Source organism: Hymenobacter guriensis (assembly GCF_015773195.1).
In the GTDB taxonomy this organism is placed as follows: domain Bacteria; phylum Bacteroidota; class Bacteroidia; order Cytophagales; family Hymenobacteraceae; genus Hymenobacter; species Hymenobacter guriensis.
The window spans coordinates 476,034-498,668 of sequence record NZ_JADWYK010000001.1; the positions used below are offsets into that span (position 1 = coordinate 476,034).

22 protein-coding genes, 1 tRNA gene and 1 pseudogene are annotated in these 22,635 nt (G+C 60.4%); 16 read left to right on the top strand and 8 right to left on the bottom strand.

Annotation, left to right across the window (positions count from 1 at the left end):
• Positions 1–95: 95 nt before the first annotated feature.
• The gene (locus I5L79_RS02005) at positions 96–602 is read left to right on the top strand and encodes an acyl-CoA-binding protein (RefSeq protein WP_196953339.1); all 507 of its coding nucleotides are present in this window, start codon (positions 96–98) and stop codon (positions 600–602) included.
• 91 nt (positions 603–693) lie between these two features.
• Here I5L79_RS02005 and I5L79_RS02010 read toward each other — a convergent pair whose 3' ends face one another.
• Positions 694–1,107, bottom strand: coding sequence for a sugar 3,4-ketoisomerase (locus I5L79_RS02010; protein WP_196953340.1), 414 nt, complete (start codon positions 1,105–1,107; stop codon positions 694–696).
• A gap of 15 nt (positions 1,108–1,122) precedes the next feature.
• A complete protein-coding gene (locus I5L79_RS02015; protein WP_196953341.1) occupies positions 1,123–2,535 on the bottom strand; it encodes an FAD-binding oxidoreductase in 1,413 nt (470 codons plus the stop codon).
• Between the two features lie 13 nt (positions 2,536–2,548).
• On the opposite strand from I5L79_RS02015, the gene I5L79_RS02020 reads away from it, so the two are divergent.
• From I5L79_RS02020 to I5L79_RS02035, 4 genes are all read left to right on the top strand, one after another.
• Positions 2,549–3,223, top strand: a complete 675-nt coding sequence (locus I5L79_RS02020) for a C40 family peptidase (protein WP_231402681.1) — start codon at positions 2,549–2,551, stop codon at positions 3,221–3,223.
• A 146-nt stretch (positions 3,224–3,369) separates the two neighbouring features.
• The gene (locus tag I5L79_RS02025; RefSeq protein ID WP_196953342.1) at positions 3,370–6,873 is read left to right on the top strand and encodes a TonB-dependent receptor; all 3,504 of its coding nucleotides are present in this window, start codon (positions 3,370–3,372) and stop codon (positions 6,871–6,873) included.
• 141 nt (positions 6,874–7,014) lie between these two features.
• A tRNA-Ala gene (locus I5L79_RS02030) sits at positions 7,015–7,088 on the top strand.
• 104 nt (positions 7,089–7,192) lie between these two features.
• A complete protein-coding gene (locus tag I5L79_RS02035; protein WP_196953343.1) occupies positions 7,193–7,564 on the top strand; it encodes a DUF1304 domain-containing protein in 372 nt (123 codons plus the stop codon).
• Between the two features lie 98 nt (positions 7,565–7,662).
• Here the strand turns inward: I5L79_RS02035 and cysK are convergent, their stop codons facing one another.
• Positions 7,663–8,583, bottom strand: coding sequence for a cysteine synthase A (gene cysK, locus I5L79_RS02040; protein WP_196953344.1), 921 nt, complete (start codon positions 8,581–8,583; stop codon positions 7,663–7,665).
• Between the two features lie 123 nt (positions 8,584–8,706).
• Positions 8,707–9,549, bottom strand: a complete 843-nt coding sequence (locus I5L79_RS23580; protein ID WP_196953345.1) for a serine O-acetyltransferase — start codon at positions 9,547–9,549, stop codon at positions 8,707–8,709.
• 174 nt (positions 9,550–9,723) lie between these two features.
• On the opposite strand from I5L79_RS23580, the gene I5L79_RS02050 reads away from it, so the two are divergent.
• The gene (locus I5L79_RS02050) at positions 9,724–10,065 is read left to right on the top strand and encodes a cupin domain-containing protein (protein WP_196953346.1); all 342 of its coding nucleotides are present in this window, start codon (positions 9,724–9,726) and stop codon (positions 10,063–10,065) included.
• A gap of 83 nt (positions 10,066–10,148) precedes the next feature.
• Here the strand turns inward: I5L79_RS02050 and I5L79_RS02055 are convergent, their stop codons facing one another.
• Together I5L79_RS02055 and I5L79_RS02060 are read right to left on the bottom strand one after the other, a co-directional pair.
• Positions 10,149–10,958: a phosphatase PAP2 family protein gene (locus tag I5L79_RS02055; protein ID WP_196953347.1), complete on the bottom strand. Its 810-nt coding sequence runs from the start codon at positions 10,956–10,958 to the stop codon at positions 10,149–10,151.
• Between the two features lie 12 nt (positions 10,959–10,970).
• Positions 10,971–12,971, bottom strand: coding sequence for a peptidylprolyl isomerase (locus tag I5L79_RS02060; RefSeq protein ID WP_196953348.1), 2,001 nt, complete (start codon positions 12,969–12,971; stop codon positions 10,971–10,973).
• A 112-nt stretch (positions 12,972–13,083) separates the two neighbouring features.
• On the opposite strand from I5L79_RS02060, the gene I5L79_RS02065 reads away from it, so the two are divergent.
• On the top strand, positions 13,084–13,998 hold the full coding sequence (locus I5L79_RS02065; protein WP_196953349.1) for a hypothetical protein: 915 nt from the start codon (positions 13,084–13,086) through the stop codon (positions 13,996–13,998).
• Positions 13,999–14,050: 52 nt separating this feature from the next.
• Here I5L79_RS02065 and I5L79_RS02070 read toward each other — a convergent pair whose 3' ends face one another.
• Complete coding sequence (locus I5L79_RS02070) at positions 14,051–14,635, bottom strand: DUF4136 domain-containing protein (RefSeq protein ID WP_196953350.1); 585 nt, start codon at positions 14,633–14,635, stop codon at positions 14,051–14,053.
• Between the two features lie 229 nt (positions 14,636–14,864).
• Here I5L79_RS02070 and I5L79_RS02075 point away from each other — a divergent pair, with 229 nt between their 5' ends.
• Positions 14,865–16,313 (top strand): FAD binding domain-containing protein, encoded by a 1,449-nt coding sequence (locus I5L79_RS02075; protein WP_196953351.1) that lies wholly within the window; start codon positions 14,865–14,867, stop codon positions 16,311–16,313.
• A 59-nt stretch (positions 16,314–16,372) separates the two neighbouring features.
• Positions 16,373–18,640: a xanthine dehydrogenase molybdopterin binding subunit gene (locus I5L79_RS02080; protein WP_196953352.1), complete on the top strand. Its 2,268-nt coding sequence runs from the start codon at positions 16,373–16,375 to the stop codon at positions 18,638–18,640.
• 58 nt (positions 18,641–18,698) lie between these two features.
• On the opposite strand, the gene I5L79_RS02085 is transcribed toward I5L79_RS02080, so the two are convergent.
• Complete coding sequence (locus I5L79_RS02085; protein WP_196953353.1) at positions 18,699–19,337, bottom strand: hypothetical protein; 639 nt, start codon at positions 19,335–19,337, stop codon at positions 18,699–18,701.
• 132 nt (positions 19,338–19,469) lie between these two features.
• On the opposite strand from I5L79_RS02085, the gene I5L79_RS02090 reads away from it, so the two are divergent.
• From I5L79_RS02090 to I5L79_RS02115, 7 genes and pseudogenes are all read left to right on the top strand, one after another.
• Positions 19,470–19,808, top strand: a complete 339-nt coding sequence (locus I5L79_RS02090; RefSeq protein ID WP_196953354.1) for a hypothetical protein — start codon at positions 19,470–19,472, stop codon at positions 19,806–19,808.
• A gap of 26 nt (positions 19,809–19,834) precedes the next feature.
• On the top strand, positions 19,835–20,554 hold the full coding sequence (locus I5L79_RS02095; protein WP_196953355.1) for a Rha family transcriptional regulator: 720 nt from the start codon (positions 19,835–19,837) through the stop codon (positions 20,552–20,554).
• Between the two features lie 4 nt (positions 20,555–20,558).
• Positions 20,559–20,879 carry a hypothetical protein gene (locus I5L79_RS02100; protein WP_196953356.1) on the top strand — a complete coding sequence of 107 codons (321 nt, stop codon included), beginning with the start codon at positions 20,559–20,561 and terminating at the stop codon, positions 20,877–20,879.
• A gap of 134 nt (positions 20,880–21,013) precedes the next feature.
• Positions 21,014–21,220 (top strand): hypothetical protein, encoded by a 207-nt coding sequence (locus I5L79_RS02105; protein WP_196953357.1) that lies wholly within the window; start codon positions 21,014–21,016, stop codon positions 21,218–21,220.
• Between the two features lie 56 nt (positions 21,221–21,276).
• Positions 21,277–21,672 (top strand): annotated as a pseudogene (locus I5L79_RS23710) (DNA cytosine methyltransferase); the annotation flags it as partial.
• On the top strand, positions 21,599–22,216 hold the full coding sequence (locus I5L79_RS23150; RefSeq protein ID WP_231402683.1) for a hypothetical protein: 618 nt from the start codon (positions 21,599–21,601) through the stop codon (positions 22,214–22,216). The pseudogene I5L79_RS23710 and the gene I5L79_RS23150, both read left to right, overlap by 74 nt.
• Before the next feature lie 160 nt (positions 22,217–22,376).
• Entirely contained in the window at positions 22,377–22,634 is a 258-nt protein-coding gene (locus I5L79_RS02115; RefSeq protein WP_196953359.1) for a hypothetical protein, read from the top strand.
• Position 22,635: the final 1 nt, after the last annotated feature.

The following is a 22,635-nucleotide window of genomic DNA, read 5'->3' on the forward strand; positions in this document are numbered from 1 at the left end:
TGAAGGAGGAAATCTACCTGACCAGCCCGTAACAAAAGCCAGGCCGGCCAAGTAAAGTGGGAAGTTATTCTCCTCACCCTTGATTTCTCAGCGCCATGAATTTGCAGCAGCAACCCGACCTTCAGCAACAATTTGAAGCCGCCGTATCGCGCGTAGACAGCCTGCCCGGTGACAAAGCCGCTCCGCATATGCATGAGCTCTACGGCCTCTATAAACAAGCTACCGAAGGTGACCACGACACTAAACGGGAAGAAGTAGGCGACGATACGCCCGACAACCCCAACGGACCGCAGGGCCTGTCGCAGGCCCAGTGGGACGCCTGGAGCAAATTTAAAGGCGTGAGCCAGGAGGATGCCCGCCGCCAGTACGTAGAAAAAGTGGAGGAGTTGGCTGGTCAGTCGGCCAATACCGCTGCGGGAAGCGCCCAGCCTACCTCATCAACGGGCACAGCCCCCGCTCCCGAACCCAATGAAGCCGGTGCGCCGGGAATAGCCAAGGCACCGTTTGAAAACCTGGGGGGCGCATCAGCCGGTGGTCTGCGCGGTGATATCAACGCTGGCGCGCCGTACGGGGGCGAAGACCTGCTGAAAACCCAGCAATAAGCTCCGGTTGCCGCCCAAACGGCAGTTTCCACATGTGCAACAGAAAAGGCCCGCTACGTTGGAAAACGTAACGGGCCTTTTCTGTTGCGCCTTACGGCTGACCCGGAAGCCAGACCTCCCGGAAGGTGGCGTAGTCCCGGATGTAGTCTTCTTCCTGATAGAGCTCAGAGGCAAACGTGAGCTGAATGGCCTCCTCAGCGTAGTGCATAGAGTGCCAGCTGCTCGGCGGGATGTACAGCCCCAGATGTGGACTATCGAGGCGGAAGCTCTGCAGCTGCCCATTGGCCTGTTCGGTCACTACCACAATGCGCCCGGCTACGGCTACCAGCACGTGTTCTGACTTGTAGTGGGCGTGCCGGCCCCGCACAATTTCCTCGGGGGTATGGTAAGTCCAGAAAACGCGCCGGGGCACAAACGGCAGCACATGTCCTTCTTCCGCCACGGAAATGTAGCCGATATCGGGACTGCCCAGCCGGGGAAATTCTATCAGTTGCGGAGCCCGCATACGCAAGCCGCTCACTTAAAAGATTTTGCCTGGGTTCATTATGCCGTGCGGGTCGAACACCCGCTTGATGCCGCGCATCAGATCCAACTGCACCTCCCCAATGGCAATGCCGATGTAGGGGCGTTGCACCAGCCCGATGCCGTGCTCCCCCGAAATGGTGCCGCCCAGCTTTACGCACAGCCGGAAGATTTCCCGGATGGGTTCCCGCAGGCCGTGGTTCCACATATCGTCGTCCAGCTCGCCGCGGATGATGTTGATGTGCAGGTTGCCGTCGCCGGCGTGGCCATAGCACACGGAGTTGAAGCCGTAGCGCCGCCCGATTTCCTTTACGCCGGCCAGCAGCGTGGGCAGCTCGGCGCGGGGCACTACGGTGTCTTCTTCTTTATACACGGAATTATAGCGCACCGCATTGCCAATGTTGCGGCGAATTTTCCAGAGCTCCTCCTTTTGCCCGGCTGTGTCGGCCAGCAGGATTTCGCCGATGTCGTATTTCTCCAGCACCCCGTATACGTGCTCCGCTTCCTGGTACAGCCGGTCGAGGTCGTTGCCGTCGAGCTCAATCAGCAAGTGGGCCCGGATGTCCTCGGGCAGGTTCAGGTCGATGTTGAGGTAGCCAGCCGACCAGACAATGGCTTCGCGCTCCATGAACTCCATCCCCGAGGGCACGATGCCCGCTCGGAAGATTTCGGATACCGCTTCGGCGGCCTGCGCTTCCTGCCGGAAGGGCACCAGCAGGGTAATATCCTGCTGGGGGTGCGGAATCAGCCGGAATACGATGCGGGTGATGATGCCCAAGGTACCCTCCGAGCCAATCATCAGTTGGGTGAGGTTGTAGCCGGTGGCATTCTTGAGCGTGTTGGCCCCGGTCCAGATGATGTCGCCGGTAGGCAGCACCACCTGCATGTTCAGCACGTAGTCTTTGGTAACGCCGTACTTCACGGCTTTGGGGCCGCCGCTGCTTTCGCTCAGGTTGCCGCCCAGAAAGCAGCTGCCCTTGCTGGCGGGGTCGGGCGGGTACATCAGGCCCCGCTCCCGCACGGCATCCTGAAACACCTGCGTGATGACGCCGGGCTCCACCGTAGCCTGCAGGTTGCGCTCATCTATTTCGATGATTCGGTTAAGCCGCTCCGTGCTCAGTACTACTCCATTATGAATAGGCAGGGCGCCACCGCTCAGGCCCGTGCCGGCGCCCCGGGGCGTGACGGGGATGCGGTGCTCGTGGCACAGGCGCACAATTTCACTGATCTGCTCGGCGTTTTCGGGCCGGAGCACCACCGCGGGCTCGAAGTGGAAGTCCTCCGTATGGTCGCGGCCATAATCGGCGTAGGCGGCGGCTTCCGTGCGCAGCGCGGTGAGTACGTGGGCTTCGCCAACTACCTGCTCAAAGGCCACGAGCAAGGCGGGAGTGATAGAAGAAAACTCAGACATTTTCTGGTTACGAATGAAGTCGCGTATCTTTGTGCCGATGCGGCACCACTCTGCTAAAGTACAGGTTTCGGCCTACAGCCCGCGCTGGCAGTCGATTCTAGTGTGTATTTTTTTAGTTCTGCTGGCCAGCTGCAACAGCACGCGCAAAGTAAACTACCGCGACGGGCGCTACCACTCCGCCCGCGAAATGGCCCGGCTGAAAGCTGCTGAACGCAGCCGTAAGACCAAAACAGTTACCCGTAGCCCCGCTGCCCGCACCAAGGTAGTGGTGAAACGGCCCAGCTCCCCTGCCACCGTCAGCCGCAGTATGGCTACGGTTATTGAAGCCGCCCGCTCCTACCAGGGCACACCCTATAAGTACGGTGGCACCACCCGCCTGGGAATGGATTGCTCCGGACTGCTCTTTGCCTCCTTCAGTGCCATTGAGGTACAAATTCCCCGATCTTCGAACGAACAGGCCTTGTGGGGTGACCCTGTGCGGCCCCAGGATCTGCGCGCCGGAGATTTAGTATTTTTTGGAGCCTCGCCCGGCAGCACAACCATTACCCACGTGGGCCTGGTGACGGAAGCCTCGGCTGAGAGCGTGCAGTTCATTCACTCCTCTTCCTCTCTCGGCGTCATCGAAAACAGCTTGGAATCCGACTATTACCTGAGTCGTTTTATTAAGGCGGTACGTCCGAAAATCTAATTCCGCCCCGTACCTTTGCGGCCTGATTACAGCCGGCATTAAAGCCGGCTTAATGGTAATGATTCGGTAACTGCCCGTACGACGTCTCCTCGTACTTTTGCCCGCGTTTTTCAGAGTCCCCTTTTCTTCCACCAATTTTCCCCTGTATGAAAAATTTAGGTTTACGCCACCTCTTTCTACTGCTGCTGACGGTCCTGTCGGCGCACGTGGGATGGAGCCAGGGCACAACCACCGCGGCCATGAACGGTACGATTACCGATAAGGCCGGCGCTGGTTTGCCGGGTGCTACGGTTATTGCCGTGCACACTCCTACCAACACCCAGTACGTGGCTCCTACCAACTCGGAAGGTCGCTTCAACATCCAGAACATGCGTGTGGGTGGTCCTTACACGGTGCGGGTAACCTTTATCGGCTATCAGGAAGCGACCCGGGAAGGCCTGTTCCTGACGCTGGGCCAGAACCAGCGCCTGGACATCAACCTGAGCGAGCAGACCCAGCAGCTGGCCGGCGTAACGGTGACGGGTCAGCAGAACCCCATCATCAACTCCGACCGCACGGGTGCTGCCACCACGGTACAGCGCGAGCAGATTGAGCGTCTGCCCACCATCAACCGCTCCCTGAGCGACTACACCCGCCTCACGCCGCAGTCAAACGGCAACAGCTTTGGCGGCCGCAGCAGCAGCTTCAACAACATCACCATCGATGGGGCCGTCTTCAACAACGCTTTCGGTCTGCAGTCTACCGTAGGCAGCCAGGCCGGTGCCCAACCGATTTCGCTGGACGCTATTGACCAGATTCAGGTGAGCATTGCGCCTTTCGACGTTCGTCAGGGTTCGTTCACCGGTGCTGGCGTGAACGTGGTGACCCGCTCGGGCACCAACAAATTCTCGGGTTCTATTTACGGGTTCTACCGTAACCAGAAGCTGGTAGGCAAGAAAGTAGGCGACTTTGAGCAGGACTACCCCAAGTTCAACCTGCACAACGAAGGCTTCCGCGTAGGTGGCCCCATCATCAAGGACAAGCTGTTCTTCTTCGTGAACGGTGAGCGGGAGCGTCGCAACGACCCGCCAACCGGCAACTTCACCGCCAACCGCTCGGACACGCCTCCGGCCGTTGGCTCCCAGACCTCGCAGGCTTCGGCCAAGGACCTGGACGCATTGCAGCGCTTCCTGCTGGAGAAGTACAACTACAACGCTGGCGACTACGAAAACTACCAGCTGCGCGCCAACAGCGACAAGATTACCGTGAAGCTGGACTGGAACATCAGCCAGAACCACCGCTTCAACATCAAGTACAACTTCCTGAAGTCGTACGCCGATATTCCGCCAAGCACCTCAGGCGCTATCAACGCCCAACGTTCCCAGACCCAGTTCGGTCTGCCATTCTCGTCGTCGTACTACACCATCAACAACAACCTGAACTCCTACATTGCTGAATTAAACAGCACGCTAGGTGGTGGCAAGTTCTCGAACAACCTGACGGCGGGCTACACCGCTTTCCGCGACTTCCGCGAAAGCAGTGGCGGTATTTTCCCGCTGGTAGACATTGGCACGCAAGTAGGCCTGAGCACCGGTGCCGGTCTGAGCGGTATTAATGCTGCCAACTCGCTGACCTCGTTTGGCTACGAGCCTTTCTCGGCCAACAACGTGCTGAACTCGGACGTGTACCAGTTCGGTGACAACTTCACGGCCTACCTGGGCAAGCACAACGTAACGGTGGGTACTTACAACGAGTACTACAAGTTCAAGAATGGTTTCGCGCCGAACTACTACGGGAACTACTCCTTCAACTCGCTGGAGGACTTCTACGCCTCGGCCGGCTATAGCTACGACCGCACCGCCGGTACGTACAGCAAGATTACTGATCCTGCATTTACTGCCCCCGGCCCGGCCCGCTATAACCTGCAGTACTCGGCCATGCCCGGCGGTGAGTTCCCCTTCGCTTTCATCGAAGCCATCCAGCTGGGCTTGTACGCCCAGGACGAATGGTCGCCGCTCAGCAACCTGAAAGTTACCTACGGGGTACGGGCTGACCTGCCTTACCTGACCTCTGACCTGCAGCAGAACACGAACGCTGCCAACCTCACTTTCCGGGACGGCGTGAAAATCAACACGGGCTCGGTACCGAAGAAAAGCGTACTGTTCTCGCCCCGCGTGGGCTTCAACTGGGACGTGAATGGCGACAGCAAAACGCAGCTGCGCGGTGGTACCGGTATCTTCACCGGCCGCGTACCATTCGTATGGCTGTCGAACCAGGCCAGCAACAACGGGGTGCAGTTTGGCTCCTTCAGCACATCGGGCTCTGTTCCTACAACCAACGCTGACGGCACGATTCGTCCCAACGCCTCTATCTACCCCTTCTCGGGCGATGTAAACGCGTATCGTCCACAGAATGCTGCGGCCAATACGGCCTACAACCTGGCTGTAACGGCTGATGACTTCAAGTTCCCGCAGGTATGGCGCACCAACCTGGCCGTTGACCAGGAGTTGCCCGGAGGTATCATCGGTACCCTGGAAGCCTTCTACACGCAGGACCTCAACGCCGTGTATCACCAGAACGTGAACCTGCCCGGCAGCGAAAACAACCCGTACGCCCGTGCAAACGGCGCCGATACCCGTCCGATCTTCTACAACCTGGACCCGACCAAAACGGCTGTTTACACACCGACCAAGAACTACCAGATCTACGGCTCGATTCCCGCGGCGCAAGGTGGCAACACGGCAGCTAAACCGAACATCAGCGACGCCATCGTGATGAAGAATACCAACAAAGGCTATTCTTACGCCGTAACGGCCCAGCTGCAGAAGGCTTTCAACAGCGGCCTGTCGCTGAGTGCTGCCTATACCTACTCAGATGCCCGCTCGGTAAACGATGGTGGCTCTATCGCCCAGTCTATCTGGCGTGACCGTTCGATTTCCGGTGACCCGAATGCCGAAGCCCTGAGCTACTCGCAGTTCCTGCAGCAGCACCGCGTAATTGGTTCGCTGGCTTATAAGAAGGAGTACATCGGCCACCTGGCTACCACGGTTTCGATGTTCTTCGAAGCCGCTCCAGCCGGCCGTTACTCTTACGTGTACTCTGGTGACATGAATGGTGACAACCAGACGTCGAATGACCTGATGTACATTCCGCGCAACCAGAGCGAAATCGTGCTGCGTGATATCACGCTGACGGCCAACCAGGGTGGTGGAGTTTATTCAGCCGCTCAGCAGTGGGCTGATCTGGATGCCTTCATCAACCAGGACAAGTACCTGAGCAAGCGCCGCGGAGAGTATGCCGAGCGTAACGGCGCGGTTCGTCCGTGGCAGAACCGCCTCGACGTGCGTCTGTTGCAGGATATCTTCACCGACCTCGGCGAAAACCGCAACACGCTGCAGTTCAGCATCGACATCTTTAACGTAGGCAACCTAATCAGCAAGGACTGGGGTACTTTCCAGACCGCCAACAAGGTGAACCCACTGACGTTCTCCGGCTACACCCCCCAGGGCCAGCCCGTGTTCCAGTTCCCTTACCTGACCAACCCCTCACTGAACTCGGCTACCGGCAATGTAACCTCTGGTGTGCCGCTGTCGAAAACCTTCCGCGACGATACCGGCGGTATTGGCTCGCGCTGGCAGGGTCAGATTGGCCTACGCTACATCTTCAACTAAGCCAACGGTTTAGTTCTTCTGAAAGAAGGCGGGAAATATTTCCCGCCTTCTTTTTTTGAAAAAAATACGCGTACGGCTTGCAGATTCCGTTTTCGGCTGTACTTTTGTCCCACCAAACGCAACCGGCGAATGGACTTATCCGGGGGATTAGCTCAGCTGGCTAGAGCGCTTGCATGGCATGCAAGAGGTCATCGGTTCGACTCCGATATTCTCCACACCCCGAAAAAAGCCTGACCTCACGGTCAGGCTTTTTTGTTTTTCGTTGCCTGCGGTCAGCCATTTAGCCTACATTAGCTCCGCACTATTTACTGGCAGCTTTATGGAACTTCGCTATCTGGCGTACGCCCTCATGGGTGTGGTCATCCTGATCCACCTCTATATTGTGTGGCTGGAAATGTTTGCCTGGACGACGCGCGGGCCGAAGGTCTTCCGCTCTTTGCCTGCAAGCCTCTTTCCTCCTACCAAAGCTATGGCGGCCAACCAGGGGCTCTACAATGGCTTTCTGGCGGCCGGGCTCATCTGGGCTTTGAGCATTACCGACCTGCACTGGCAGCGCAACGTAGCCTTCTTTTTTCTGGGTTGCGTGATGGTGGCCGGCCTGTACGGAGCGGCTACGGCCAGTCGCCGCATCCTGTGGGTGCAGACGGTGCCGGCGCTGCTGGCCGCCGCCGTGCTGTGGCTTTCGGCCTAAGAGGGTTTCACACAGCAACACGCCACCCCGTTGCGGCCGCCTGAGCAGCTGTAACGGGGTGGCGTGTTGATGGAGCGTCTACTGAAAGTAGCTGAAGGCTATACGAACAAGCCGTCGACCGACAGATACCGCTCCCCGGTATCGTAGCAGAAGGTGAGCACGCGGCTGCCTTGGGGCATATCGGGCAGCTTTTTAGCCACGGCCGCCAGCGAAGCGCCGGAGGAAACCCCCACAAACATGCCTTCCTCGCGAGCAGCCCGGCGCGTCATATCGAAGGCTTCCTGCTGGCTGATCTGGATGGTACCGTCGAGCACTTCGGTGTGCAGGTTGGCCGGGATGAAGCCCGCGCCGATGCCCTGAATCGGGTGCGGGCCGGGGGCGCCGCCGCTGATGACGGGTGAAAGCTCGGGCTCCACGGCAAACGTCTGCATGTTGGGGAAGTGAGGTTTAAGCACTTCGGTCACGGCCGTGATGTGGCCGCCGGTACCCACGCCGGTAATGTGAAAGTCGAAGCCTTCGGGGGCATCGCGCAGGATTTCCTGGGCCGTGGTTTCGGCGTGCACCTTGAGGTTGGCGGGGTTTTCGAACTGCATAGGCAGCCAGGCACCGGGCGTGTCGCGCACGATTTCGTGGGCTTTCTCGATGGCGCCCTTCATGCCTTTCTCACGGGGCGTCAGCTCCAGGTTGGCACCGTAGGCGGCCATCAGGCGACGGCGCTCAATGCTCATGCTCTCGGGCATCACCAGCGTAATCTTGTAGCCTTTGACCGCGGCCACCATCGCCAGGCCCACGCCGGTGTTGCCGGAGGTGGGCTCCACAATCAGCGAGTCGGGCGTGAGGATACCGTCGCGCTCGGCCTGCTCAATCATGCTCAGGGCAATCCGGTCTTTGATGCTGCCGCCGGGGTTGGCGCGCTCCAGCTTCACCCACACTTCCACATCGGGGCGATGCGCAAACAGGCGGTTGAGGCGGAGCAGCGGCGTATTGCCGATGGTGTCGAGAATGGAGTTGGCTTTCATTGGGCTGAATGGTTGAATGGTCTTTTGGTTGGATGGTTGGATGGTCGAATAGCTAAATGGCTCTATGCCTGGAGAGCTGCCCGGACAGCCCTCTGACCATTCAGCTTAACACCATTCAACCATTTAAATCGAAAAAGTGAGGTCGGCGTTGGGGTCTTCGTTGCGGGTGACGTGAATCTGGGCGCGGTGGTAGACGCGGGAGTGCGAAGGCACACTTTCCGTCAGCCAGACGTTGCCGCCAATAATGCTGTGGCTGCCCACCACCGTACTGCCGCCTAAAATAGTGGCCCCGGCGTAAATCACCGCATAATCCTCGATGGTGGGGTGGCGCTTGATGCCCTGCAGGTGCTTGCCTACGCTGAGCGCCCCAAGCGTGACGCCCTGAAACACCTTTACGTGCGCCCCAATTACGGCCGTTTCGCCAATGACGATGCCCGTACCGTGGTCGATGCAGAACGAGGCGCCGATGCGGGCACCGGGGTGAATATCGATGCCGGTGCGGGCATGCGCGTACTCACTGATGATGCGCGGCAGCTGGGGCACCTGCAGCTGGTACAAGGCGTGCGCGAGGCGGTGCAGGGCAATGGCGTAGAAACCCGGATAGGTCCGAATTACCTCGGGAAGTCCATGCGCGGCGGGGTCGGCGGCGGCAATGGCGGCGGCATCAGCCAGCAGCTGCTCGCGCAGCAGCGGCAGCCCGGCAAAGAACTGCCCGGCAATTTCGGCGGGGGTAGCGGGCAGCGGCAGGGCCACCAGCAGCACCCGCATGTCGGCCTCCAGCTGGAGCAGCGTGGCCGCTACGGCGTCTTCCGTTGCGAAAGGCCGCTCCGCCCGGTCCGGAAACAGCAGCCCCAGCAGCTGCTCGCTCAGCCGGTACCAGGCCGCTCCCGGTAGTGGCGCGGTGGCGTGCTGGTGCGCATGCGTGAGGGTATAAACGAAGGCGGCAACGGGCGAAGAAGATGACACAAGCAGAACCGAAGATGCGAAAGGCTAAACATACGCAGCCATTTGTCATCAACCAGCACCCCATCCGAAGGTTTCTCCGAAACCAAACCCGGCCCCCGCGGGCACAACCGCGGGCCTGCGGCCTGCGTTAGCCCTCAGAGGTTTATTGATTTCTCTTTTTTACTTGCTTCTGCCATGGCTGATACCACCATCACCAAGATTGATTCGAAACACTCCCCGCGCGGGGCTGAGGGCGAAAAGTACCTGGCTTCGGGAATTCACGTGGCCATGCGCCTCTGGGAAAACGAGCAGCCTGCCGACGCCAAAGAGCCCAGCGCCCGTCCCTACGAAACCGTGGGCTACGTAATTAAGGGCCGCGCGGAGCTGCACATTGAAGGCCAGATGGTGCTGCTGGAGCCCGGCAACTCCTGGGTGGTGCCCAAAGGCTCGTCGCACACCTACCGGGTTCTGGAAGCCTTCACGGCCGTGGAAGCCACCTCTCCGCCTGCCCAGGTTCACGGCCGCGACGAAGAGTAGTTATTCGTTTTTAGTTGTTCGTTGTCAGGTCTCTTGTGCCGGAAACCTGATAACGAACAACCAGAAACGAACAACTAAAAACCTTACCGCAGCTGCAGTACCAGCCGCACGCCGGTAGCATCTTGGTACTGCCAGGGCGAGGCCGAAACGTGGCCGATACGCTTGCCCAGGTTGGGCTGGCGCCCCCAGCGGTTACGGTGGGTGAGGTAGCCCAGGTGCGCCGACAGAATTCCCAGGCCGGCTCCGGCCACCACGTCGCTTTGCCAGTGGCGGTTGTTGAGCATCCGTAAGGCGGCTACGCTTGTGGCAATGGTATAGGCTCCTACCCCGTACCACTGGCTTTTGTCGCGAAACTCGGTGTGGACGATACTGGCCGCCAGAAAGGCCTGCGCCGTGTGGCCCGAAGGAAAAGAATGCCGGTCGGAGCCGTCGGGGCGCTCCACGCCGGTCGTGTACTTAAGCGCCATCACGGCCCCCGCAAATATCAGCTCCGACTTTACAATCACCAGCGCTATGTTCAGCCGGTCGTTGCGCGACTCTACACCGGCCAGGGTGGCAATGGCCAGCTCCGCATACGGCGCCAGAATCAGGTAATCATCGACCTTGGTGTGGAAATTGGGGAAAGCGCGCTGGATGTCCCGCCGGGCATCGTAGCTGCTATACAGGCCGTTTCCGTTGATGGTGGACGCCCCGTAGCCGATAAGCAGCACTGGAATAGCGGTAGCCCGCACCAGCTTATGCTGGTACCAGCGCGGCCGGATCGGAGCCGTGACTTCATACTTATGGGCTGTATCGGCCGGCGCAGCAGGAGCCGACTGCGCCAGCGCGGGCGAGGCGCCGGCAAACGTCAGCCACAGAAATAAGAGCCACGCGGGCCGTTGACGAAAAAGCATCTGTAAAGCTTGTTAAGGCAGTAATTCAATCCGGTCGATCCGGTCCCCGATTTCCAGCTGGCTTAGCACGTCCATGCCCTGCTCTACCTGCGCGAAAATGGTGTAGCGGCCGTCGAGGTGGGGCGTAGGCGCGTGGGTGATAAACCACTGGCAGCTTTCCGTATCCTTGCCGGCCGAGGCCAGACCTACTGCGCCTTCCACGTAGCGCAGATCGGCAAACTCGGAGCGCAGGTTGTAGTCGGAGCTGCCCCACCCGTCGCCGCGCGGGCAGCCGCCCTGGGCCACGAAGTTGGGCACCACGCGGTGAAAGTTCTTCTTTTCGTAGAAGCCCTGCCCCACCAGCTCCACAAAGCTGGCCACCGAGCCGGGCGCCTGCTCCACCAGCAGCACGAAGGTGATGGGGCCGCGCCCAGTATGCACCACCGCTTTCTGGCCCACCGGAACACGCTGCACCACATCCCAGTTGATAGGATGAGTGGCAGCAGCGGCCACGGGCTGGGGCGTGGCGGGCTTGTTTTGCAGATAGTCAATAGTCAGCTGCAACGACTGCCAGGCTTCCAGGTCGCGGGGCAGAGTAAGGCGGCTGCGGGCCTGGGTCAGAAACTCCACGGACGGAAATTGCGCGCGTAAGGCCAGCTTCGGGTCCCGGATGGCTTCAGCGGCCGTACCCATGATGGCCAGGTCGCCGCTGCTCACCCCGCGCTGCAGGGTACGCGCAAAGGTGGCGTGCTGGACGCTCGGGAAGTCCTTCTGCTGCCGCATGGCCACCAGCGCCTCCATACCGTACGTCCCGATTACGACCGGATGATTGGGGGAAAATGTGGCTTCTTCCACCCATTTATAGGCCTTGGGGTCTTCGCTCAAAGCCTTCAGCAGGTAGCCCTTTTCGTAGGGACTCGTTGCCGTGGCGTAGCGCTGCATAATGGCCTGCCGGATGGTGTCGCGGGCCGGGCCGCCGTTTTTGAGCGCGGCCGCCAGCAGCGTAGCCCGCACGCGCCATTCCGTGAGCTTGCTGGCTTTCGTCAGAAACAGCTCCCCGGGCTCCTTGCTGGCATGATTCAGGAAAAACTCGGCGGCCGTGAGGGCAACCTGCGCATTGGCATCGGCGAGGGCAGCCCAGGCAGCTTCCTTTACCGGCGCGTACATCCCGGCGTTCATGGCCCGAATGGCACTCAGGCGCACCCGGTAATCCGTGTCGCGGCGGGCCAGGCCGGCCAGAGTTGCAGGCACGGCCGCATCCGTCGATTTGCCCAGGGCTACGGCGCAGGCGGCCCGCACGGCGTAGTCGGGGTCGGTTTGGGCGGCGCGGGTAAGCTGGGGCGTGTAGGGCGTCAGGTTGAGGTTGCGGATGCGCGACAAGGTGCTGGCCGCTGCCAGCCGGGCGCGGTAGGGCACCGGCAGCGGCAAGAGTTGCACTGCCCGGGCCACGGCCGCTTCGGAGGTGATACCGCGCAGGGCGGCGCGGTACAGGCCCCAGGCCTGCCCCACCTGGGCGCTGGTGTCGGTGGCCAGCGCGGGGGGCAGCCGTACCAGATCGGCCAGGGAAGCGCGGGTGGCGCAGCGGCCCATAGCTTCCAGCACATAGCGGCGCACGGCCCGGTCGGGCTCAGCGGTGAGCTGGGTTAGCAGCGCCTGTTGGGTAGCGGCAGCGGTGTCCGCCGTCTGGCCCAGGGCAAACGCGGCGGCGCGGCGTACTTCGGCCTCGGCGTCGGCGGAAAGCAGGCGCGTGAGGGCGGGCACGGCTGCGCGGTCCTGCACCGAGGCAAAGGCCAGGGCAGCCTCGCGGCGGTACCGGGCCTCGGGGCGGCTCAAGTAAGGCAGCAAGGCCGTGGTGTTGCGCTCATCCTGGGCCGTGGCAATCTGGCGCAGCGTGGCGTCGGAGAACTTATTGGGGACGCTGGCGGCGGGTGTAACAGCGGTGGTGGCCGCCGGCCGGGTGGCGCAGCCGGTGGCCGCCAGCAGGATGCTCAGGGCCAGCGGCAGCCCAATGCGGGAAATCGGGAGACAATGCATATCGGGCCAAAATAGCCAAAATCCGGGGAGGGCCGCTACGGTCGTGTTCCGGCCTGGTTTTGGCACCGGCCCAAAAACCCTGACCTTTGCCCTGTACCTTATTCTTTGCCTTATGACTGCTTTCTCCCTCCGCCTGCTGTTGCCGATTGCTGCTTTGCTGTTTGCTTCGGCCTGCACGGCCCCGCGCGCCGTCACCAACTCGGGCAAAGTCACCCCCCATGGCCAGTTTAAAGTAGGTGGCGACATGGTGTTCAACATTGGTACCCGCACGCTGAGCGAGCTGACCGGAGCCGTGAAAGACGAGGTTGCCGCCGCCGCCGGGAAGGACACCGTCAACTACAGCCAGCGCTTCACCCGCATTCAGACGGCGGCCATTGCCTACGTTCTCGACCCACTGCAGCCCAGCACCGCGCTGTACGTACGCTATGGCGCTCTGCCTCGGGTTGATGTCGGCTATAAGTATGCCTTTGGGGCGCACGCCTTCGATGCCATGTACCAGTTTCTGGGCTCTACCGGCACGCCGGAAAACCCGCAGGGCCAGGCCGGCGAAACCTACGGCAGCATCGGGCTGCAGTTTGCCACCCAACGGGCCAAGCTGCCCAGCATCCCATTTCTCGACAACGTGTCGGACCTGCTCAACTTCCGCGCAACGCGCCGCGACCTGATGGTACCGCTCATCTTCAGTACTTCCCTGGGGCGGGAAGAGGAAATCGGGGCCGTGTCCTACGGCGTGGTGTACAACCACACGTTTATCAAGTATGGCTTCGAGCCCAGCAAAGTGTATCTGCCGGGAACCAACGATAAAGTCGGCGGGCTGACGGCCAAAAATAACTTTGCTTCGTTCGGAGCATTTGTCAACGGCAAGTTCGGCTTCCGCTACGCCTATATTCTGCCGGCCGTGGCGCTGTACTACCAGAACTACGGCACGTATCAGCTCCTCAATAACACCAGCACCAAACTCAAGGGCGTCACCATTATTCCGTCCCTGGGCGTGCAGTTTCGTATTCCCACGGGCTCCGGCCGGTAGCTTTTTCTGACCTGCATAGATAACCCACTCCCGGCGCTCAGCTGCGGGTGGGTTATTTGTTGGCGTCGAGGTAGCCTTCGGTGAAGACGCGGTACTGGTCGAAGATGGAGCGGACGTTGCGTCGCACGACGGCCTCACCCCGCACGCCCTGCGGCACCGATACGCCCGAGGCGTAGCCGTTCCACACGGCCCGGTTGGTGCGGTAGTCGATGAGCGTAACCAGCAGAGTGCCTTCCCGCAGCAGCAGCCGCTGCGGCTGGTAGCCTTTGCGCGAATCCTTGGGCGTTTCATCGGTTTCGGCCTGCCCCGAGGCCAGCCACGCCGTCAGCTCTTCCTGCGCAAACCCCCGAAAGCGCAGGTCGCCATCGTAGATCCGGAAGCTCACGAGCAGGTCGGGGCGGTACTTGGCCGGCTTGTAGCCCTGAGAGCGAAGCCGGGTGCGAATGGCGTCGCGCAGCACTTCGCCCAGGGCACTGGTATCGGTGGCCAGGTCACTGCCCGTTACAAAGTCGTAGGTGCGGTAGCGGCGGAAGTTGCCCGTGTAGCTGTAGTCAGACTCAATCCGGGCTTCGCGGGCGGCAAAGCAGCCGCTTAAACCAAGAGCAAGGGTCAGCAGGGTAATGGTTGCGGGTTTCATAGGCAGCGGGATAAGCAGAAAATCAGGGGGTTTAAGGTACTTGATATACGTAAGGTTATCCCCTGATTTTTAGCTTATATAGCGGTAGACCCTAATATAATTTTGTCATTTCTGCTGACCGGCCGTCTGTGAGCCGGCGTATTCTTTTTTTCCTGGCTGCTCACGAGGTTTCGGACGCTGCCCGGAAAGCCGTAACTTTCCCTTTCGTTCCCGGCCTTTTTGCTTTGCTATGCTACCGTTTTACCTCAACAACCAGCTCATCCGTACCGACCAGCCAGCCGGCAGCACATTGCTCGATTTCGTGCGCTACCACCAGCACCTGACGGGCACCAAAATTGGGTGCCGCGAGGGCGACTGCGGCGCCTGCACCGTGCTGGTAGGCGAGCTGGCCCCGGATGGCACCACGGTGCAGTATCAGTCGATGACGTCCTGCCTCACGCCCCTGGGCAATGCGCAGGGCAAGCACGTTGTCACGGTGGAAGGCATCAACGCGGCGCGGGGCACGCTCACGCCGGTGCAGCAGGCCATTGTGCAGGAAGGCGGCTCCCAGTGCGGTTTTTGCACCGTCGGCTTCGTGATGTCGCTCACCGGCCACGCCCTCAGTGCCAAGTCCAGCACCCCGGAAACGGCCTTAGCTTCCATTGACGGCAACATTTGTCGGTGCACGGGCTATAAAAGCCTGGAGCGGGCCACTCAGCACCTGCAGCAGCTGCTGGCGCAGCGCCCGGCTTCTTCCCCCCTAGCCTGGCTGGCTGAGGAAGGCTTTGTGCCCAAGTATTTTGCCGATATGCCCGCCAAGCTCACGGCCCTGCGCAGCGCGGCCACTGGAGGCACCGAAGCAACGGCAGCCATTCAGCCCAGCCAGGGCATTGATGCCGCGGCCGCCGCCCGCGCCCAGATTTTGGGGGGCGGCACCGATTTACTGGTGCAGCGCCCCGAGCAGGTGCGCGCCGTGCCCGTGATGCTGGTGTACGACCAGCATAGCCTGCGCGGCATCCGGCGCGAGGGCGACACTATTGTACTAGGTGCCGCCACTACCGCGCAGCAGCTGATGGAGTCGGAGGTGATGCTGGCGGTGCTGCCCGAGTTGCCCCGATTTCTGAAGCTGGTCAGCAGTACGCCCATCCGGCAGATGGGCACCGTAGCCGGCAACTTCATCAACGCCTCCCCCATTGGCGACCTGACCATCCTGTTTCTGGCTTTAGGCGCGGAAGTTGAGTTGGAAACTTCCGCCGGTCAGCGCCGCGCGCTGCCGCTTTCGGAGCTGTACCTGGATTATAAGAAGCTGGCAAAAACGGCTGATGAGCAGGTAAACGAAATCCGCTTTCCGGCTCCGCAACCGACCGACCATTTCAACTTCGAGAAAGTATCCAAGCGCACCCACCTGGATATTGCCAGCGTGAACTCGGCGGCGTGGCTGCGCATCGAGAATGGCGTAATTCAGGCCGCCCGCCTTTCGGCCGGGGGCGTGGGGCCGATTCCGCTGCTGCTGCACCGCACTTCGGCGTGGCTGGTAGGCCAGCCGGTTTCCGCCGAAACAGTGCAGCACGCCCTCACCCTGGCCCAGCAGGAAATCAGCCCGATTTCGGACGTGCGCGGCACCGAACACTACAAGCGGCTTTTGCTGCACCAGCTGCTGACGGCTCATTTTCTGCCGCTGCTCCCGGAGCTGGTATAACAGCCCCATTTGATTTTGTCATTTCTCTTGAAGCGCCATCCAACCGTCGGCGTTACGTTATGAACCACCTCGATCCGGCCCGCCACGTGCGCGGCGAGTCTCAGTACCTCGATGATATTCCGGTGCAGCACGGCACCCTGTACGCGGCCGTGGTGGAGTCGCCGGTGGCGCACGGCAAGCTGTTGGGCATAGATGCCACGGCGGCCCTGCAGCTGCCGGGTGTGGTGCGCGTCCTCACGGCCGAGGATATTCCCGGCGAAAACCAGATTGGCGGCATCGTGCCCGACGAGCCCCTGCTGGCCGAGGGCCATGTACATTTCCGGGGGCAGCCGGTGGCTTTGTTGCTGGCCGATTCGGAGCACGCGGCCCACGCAGCGTTGCGCCACGTGCGGGTAGAAGTAAGCCCGCTGCCCATCATCGTGGACCCGCGGGAAGCTGCCGCCCAGGGCGAGCTGATTGTGCCGCCCCGCACCTTCCGCATCGGAGCCGCCGAGGAAGCCTGGGCGGGGTGCGCGCACGTGTTTGAGGGCGTAGCTGAGTCGGGTGGGCAGGAGCATCTGTACATCGAAACCCAGGGAACCTATGCCTTCCCGACGGAAATGGGCGGGGTGCGCGTTATTTCTTCCACCCAGGGCCCCACGGCCGTGCAGCGCCACACGGCGCGGGTGCTGGGTGTGGGCATGCACCAGGTGGAAGTGGACGTGACGCGCCTCGGCGGGGGCTTCGGGGGCAAAGAAGACCAGGCCACCACCTGGGGCGCCCTGGCCGCGCTGGGCGCTTTCGTGGTGCGGCGGCCGGTGAAGTTGGTGCTGGACCGCATGGCCGATATGCGCATGACCGGCAAGCGCCACCCCTACTCCTCCGACTTCAAAATCGGGCTGGACGCCGACCTAAAGATTGTGGCCTACGAGGTGACGTTCTACCAGAACGCCGGGGCCGCCGCCGACCTTTCTCCGGCCGTGCTGGAGCGGACGCTGTTTCACGCCACCAACGCCTACTTTATCCCGAACGTGACGGCCACGGCCTACAGCTGCCGCACCAACCTGCCGCCCAACACGGCCTTCCGGGGCTTTGGCGGGCCGCAGGGCATGTTCGTGATAGAGTCGGCTATAGCCTGCGCGGCCGAAAAGCTGGGCGTGACGGCGGCCGACATTCAGCAACGCAACCTGCTGCGAGAGGGTGACCTGTTTCCCTACCGCCAGCCCACCGAAGGCTGCCACGCCGAGCAGGCCTGGAACACGGCTGCCGAGCTGTACGACCTGCCCGCCCGGCGCCGGGAAGTAGCTGAGTTTAACGCTGCGCACAAGCTGCAGAAGAAAGGGCTGGCCCTGATGCCCATTTGCTTTGGTATTTCCTTCACCAAAACCGCCATGAACCAGGCCCGGGCCCTGGTGCACATCTACACCGATGGCTCGGTGGGTGTGAGCACGGGCGCGGTGGAAATGGGCCAGGGCGTGAACATCAAGATTGCCCAGGTGGCCGCCCAGACGCTGGGTATTTCCCTGAGCCGGGTGAAGGTGGAAAGCACCAATACCACCCGCGTAGCCAACACCTCCCCCAGCGCCGCCTCCGCTACCGCCGACCTCAACGGCAAAGCCACCCAGCTGGCCTGCCTGGCTTTGCGCGAGCGGCTGCTGCGCCTTGCAGCCACCGAGCTGAAGATGAACTACGAGGGCCTGCACATCGAAAACGAGCAGGTGCTGGCCGCCGGCAAACCCGCCGATACGACTTGGGAGAAGCTGGTATCGGCGGCGTACTGGCAGCGCATCAGCCTCACCGAAAACGCCCACTACGCCACGCCCGACCTGCACTTCGACGCCGAAACCAACCAGGGCTACCCCTTCGCCTATCACGTGTACGGCACGGCCCTCACCACCGTGCGCGTTGACTGCCTGCGCGGCACCTACGAGGTGGAAGCCGTGCAGATTGCCCACGACTTCGGGCAGAGCATGAACCCGGCCGTGGACCGGGGGCAGATTGAAGGCGGGGCGGTGCAGGGCATCGGCTGGATGACCCTGGAGGAGCTGGTGTTCAACGACGAAGGCCGCCTGCTCAGCAACTCCCTCAACTCCTACAAAATCCCCGACCTGTACTCGGCGCCCAAGGTGCTCGACGTGCATTTCCTCGACACGCCCGGCCACCCGCGGGCAGTGCTGCGCTCCAAGGCGGTGGGCGAGCCGCCGCTGATGTACGGCATCGGGACCTACTTTGCCCTGCGCGACGCCATTCGGGCGTTCAACCCCGCGGCGGATATATCTTTTTCGGCCCCTATGACGCCCGAGAAGGTTCTCGTAAATTTGCACCCCAACTTTACTTGGCAGCGCTAACGTGTTGTCTTTCAGCCCGCCCCGATACTTGCTCGGGGCCTGGTAACCAATCTGGTAACTAAGCCGCCTCCAACTCAGAGGCTTCCATGTTGGCGTAATCCCACATGGAGCGCACCCGCCCGAACCCGATTGGGGGTTGCGGTTCGGCTACGGCGTAGTACACAGGGGCTTCTTGTTGGCTACCCTCACCCTTTCCCACGGCAGCCAGTTGCTGACGAAGAAAGCGGTTGTTGTCGCGCTCGTACTGGATGGTTTCGCGCTGCTCCAGAACAACCGTGTTCAAGTGCTTCACGTCCTTCTTAAGCCCTTCGATTTCGGACAGCAGCCCAGCGATGAAACTCTTGGAGTCGGTTACGGCTGGCTTCTGCTTCACCCCGTCTACATCCTCGCCAAAGTTCGGGCCTAACACGGCTTCCAATCCGCCGGCCGGCATGACCGTAGCGCCCATGCTGTTGACGGTGCCACCGGGCAGGAAGGGCTCAGGCTTTTCCGCTTTACCCAGAAAGGGCTCTCCCTTGCCATTCAGAAGCCAGGTAGCTGACAGCTTAGGCCAGCGGCTGGTAATGGCTTCTAGGGTATCGAAGCTGGGCTTGCTTGGTCCCTGCATTGCCTTGCGCAAAGTATTGGGGTCGATGCCCGCTGCTTTAGCCATCCCCGCAGGCGAGTCAAACCCGAGCAGGTCGGGTAACAGCGCCAATCTTTCGTTTACAGTTTGCATCTTTTTTTACGTACCATTGTTGAGATTTTACGTAAACATTTATACATTTACGTAGCCCGTTGCGACAAATGTAGTGCGCAGAAGGCGTTTACCAAATAAAGTACGGAAAAAATGAAGCAAGCAAAGGAACCTACCTACCGAGAGAGGTACGCCGCCCACCTGTTGCGCTGGGCTAAGATCAAGGATGCCATCCCTGAGCAGTACTCGTCGGCTGTACTTGATCGCCTGTTTCAGCGGGGCGTCTATGGCGTCACCAAGCCACAGCTGCAACGCTTTCGCAATGAGGGCACTATGCCCGATAACCCGGCCGTATTGGAGGTATTCGAGGAAATGGCCCAGCAGTACCACCCCGATAAAATCCGCAGCGACAAGGCCGCCCGCGCCTTCCTGCGCACATGGGAGCAGCGCCCCGGCCGCCGGGCCAAAGCCGCTCTGCTAGCCGCCGCCTAGTTTTCACTTTTCTCTTTTCTACAACGATGGAAGATCTTGTTTTCCCAACTAAGAAAGGCAACCCCGCTACCGACTCACTGCGAGTAGCGAAGGGCTTCGGAAAGTCCCACGCCCACGTTCTGCGGGCTATTGACAACTTGGAATGCGACCCGCAATTCCGCCAATCCAATTTTGGATTGGCCTACTACCTGGATAAACAGGGGAAGAAGCGCCGATCTGTAATCATGTCGAAAGACGGATTTGCAATGCTCGTGATGGGCTTCACCGGCAAACGAGCTGCAACTTTCAAACAGGGGTATATCGAGCAGTTCAATCAAATGGAGCGGCAGCTCCGTTCTGTTGAAAACGACGCGCCAATGGTAAACCTATTGGAGCATACCCAGCGGGAAGTTCAGGTAGCCAACTCCAAGAGTGTCAACAACCATCAATACTTGCTTGGCGGGGTTGGTTCGGTTATCGAGTACAACCGGGCCAACTGCGTAGCTCACACCGGCAAGCGCCCCAACGCGATTGTAAAGGAGGCCAAAGAACGCGGGCTCCCCTGTAAGCTGCGGACCTCGGCAAAAGAAGTACTGCGTAACACCGAGCCCGAAACAGCCGCTGCTATGTCGCTAGCTGATCACATGGTGCATGTTGGCCGTGGGCGCGTTACGCTAGAGCAGGTAACCCCGGTTACCACCCAGGCAAAGCAGGTATTTGCGGGACTGCTACAGTTAGGATTCCGCCCCTCACAACTTAATAGCTAAGCAGATGATAACGGTACTGATAAATGAAGGCCCCGGCCGGACAAATGCCTGCTGGTTAGATGCTGAGCGAGGATTCAAACTGGAAGTAGTGCCCGAGGGCTTGATACTGAAGTTTCGCAGCGAACCAGAAGGCCAGAAGATTGAGCTTCACTTTCATCCCTCTATGCTCTACATGCTGGCTGATTGGGCAAAGGCACAACCAAGTGAATCGTTTATGCCAAAGGAAGGGCGGGCCGAAAGACTGGCAGAAATGGCCTCCTTTGACAAGGAGTATGAAGCAAGCAGGGCCACCCCGGCGAGCGATTATATAACCCCTCCCTTCTAAGCGTGATATTTTTTTACCCTCTTAGGTGAAATATTTACGTAATATGTTTGGTAATTATACGTAAATGTTTCACCTTTGATTCACCACCCGGGCACCCCGCCCTACCCGAAGTAACCGTCAACAGCCATACCGATATGAACACCTACCTGATTCAACTCAATGCCGATGCTGGACAAGGCCCCTTCGGTCCACTGCCTGCCCTCTCCGAATCCTTTACGGTTACGGCAGCCGACCAGCACGGAGCTTTCAAGGCCGCACAGAAGCAGATGAGCCTCCGCCTTTCGGGCCAGCGCCTGCATGTGCTGATTGATGGGGTGGAATACTTCGACCCTTCTATCTGATGCGCCACGCCGGACTTTTCTCAGGTATCGGCGGCTTCTCTCTGGCTGCCTTGATGATGGGCTGGGAGAATGTCTTCGAAGTCGAATTAGACGAATGGTGCCGCAAGGTGCTGCACAAGAACTTCCCCAACTCCTTACTCTTTGATGATGTCTGCACATTCGACGGGCTACCTTTTCGCGGACTCATTGATGTCCTCAGCGGCGGTTTCCCCTGCCAGCCCTGGTCTAGTGCCGGACAGCGAAAGGGCACGGCGGACCCTCGCCACCTCTGGCCGCACTTCCTTAGAATCATTCGAGAGATTCAACCGCGCTTCGTCGTGGGCGAAAACGTTCGTGGCCTGCTTAATTGGGGCGGCGGGGTTCAATTCGAAACTGTGTGTGCTGACTTGGAGGCTGCGGGGTACGAAGTACAACCGCTATTACTTCCAGCTGCGGGCGTCGGTGCCCCCCACCACCGAGATAGGATATGGTTTGTGGCCCACGCCCGACGCGAGTTTGGCAACTGGCGGCAAGATTCTGAATCGGGAAGTATCGATTACAGGTCGGACACCAGAGGGAAAGAAGAGGCAGGTGTCCATCAACGACTACGCGAAGCGGGGCTTGCTACCAACCCCTACTGCATCCATCACGACAGGCAGCAAAACCCCTCCGAACAAACAGGGCGGGCCATCTCTACACCAATACTTTGCCATGCTGCCCACGCCCGGTGCCTCCGATGCCAAAACCGGCTACATGGGTACCAACCGGGAGGGCAAGCAGCAGAACATGGAGACAGTGCTTCGCAATGCCTTCCTGAAAACGCCCACTGCTCATACAATGGAGGGCCGCAAGCCTGCGGGCGGGAGTCAATCGAGCGGCACACTAGCACAGCAGGCGGAAACGGTTGGCGGCTCACTGAACCCCCGCTTTGTGTTGGAAATGATGGGATTCCCGTCCGATTGGTGCGACCTGGGAAATACCACATGCCTGAACGACGCGACCGAAACCGCATCCTAAAAGCCGGCGGCAACGCCATCGTTCCGCAGGTCGCCTACGAAATCTTCCGGGCTATTGAAGCCACCGCCTAGCCCGCTCCCTCCCTTACTACCCACGAAAAAGCCCGGCCGCGCTGGACACGCTAACCGGGCTAAACATTCACCAATTCTACAGCGCAAAGATGCACCAAAATCACTACAACACCCAGCCCGACGCCCCTGTGATGTGGCTGGCCCTGCCCGCCTGCGATGAGGCTCCCTGCCCGAAGGAAATCGAAGAAGTAAAAGCCCGCTTCTCCTGGCGTGCCCTGCTCACCGCCCCCTGGCACTGTGTAGAAACGCTCCTGTGGGGTGTGGCGGCGCAGGATGAAAAGTACCTGCAGGAAGTGCCGGTGGTGCTGCAGGAAGTGAAGGACGCCCGCACCCTTAAAGCAGTCTAAC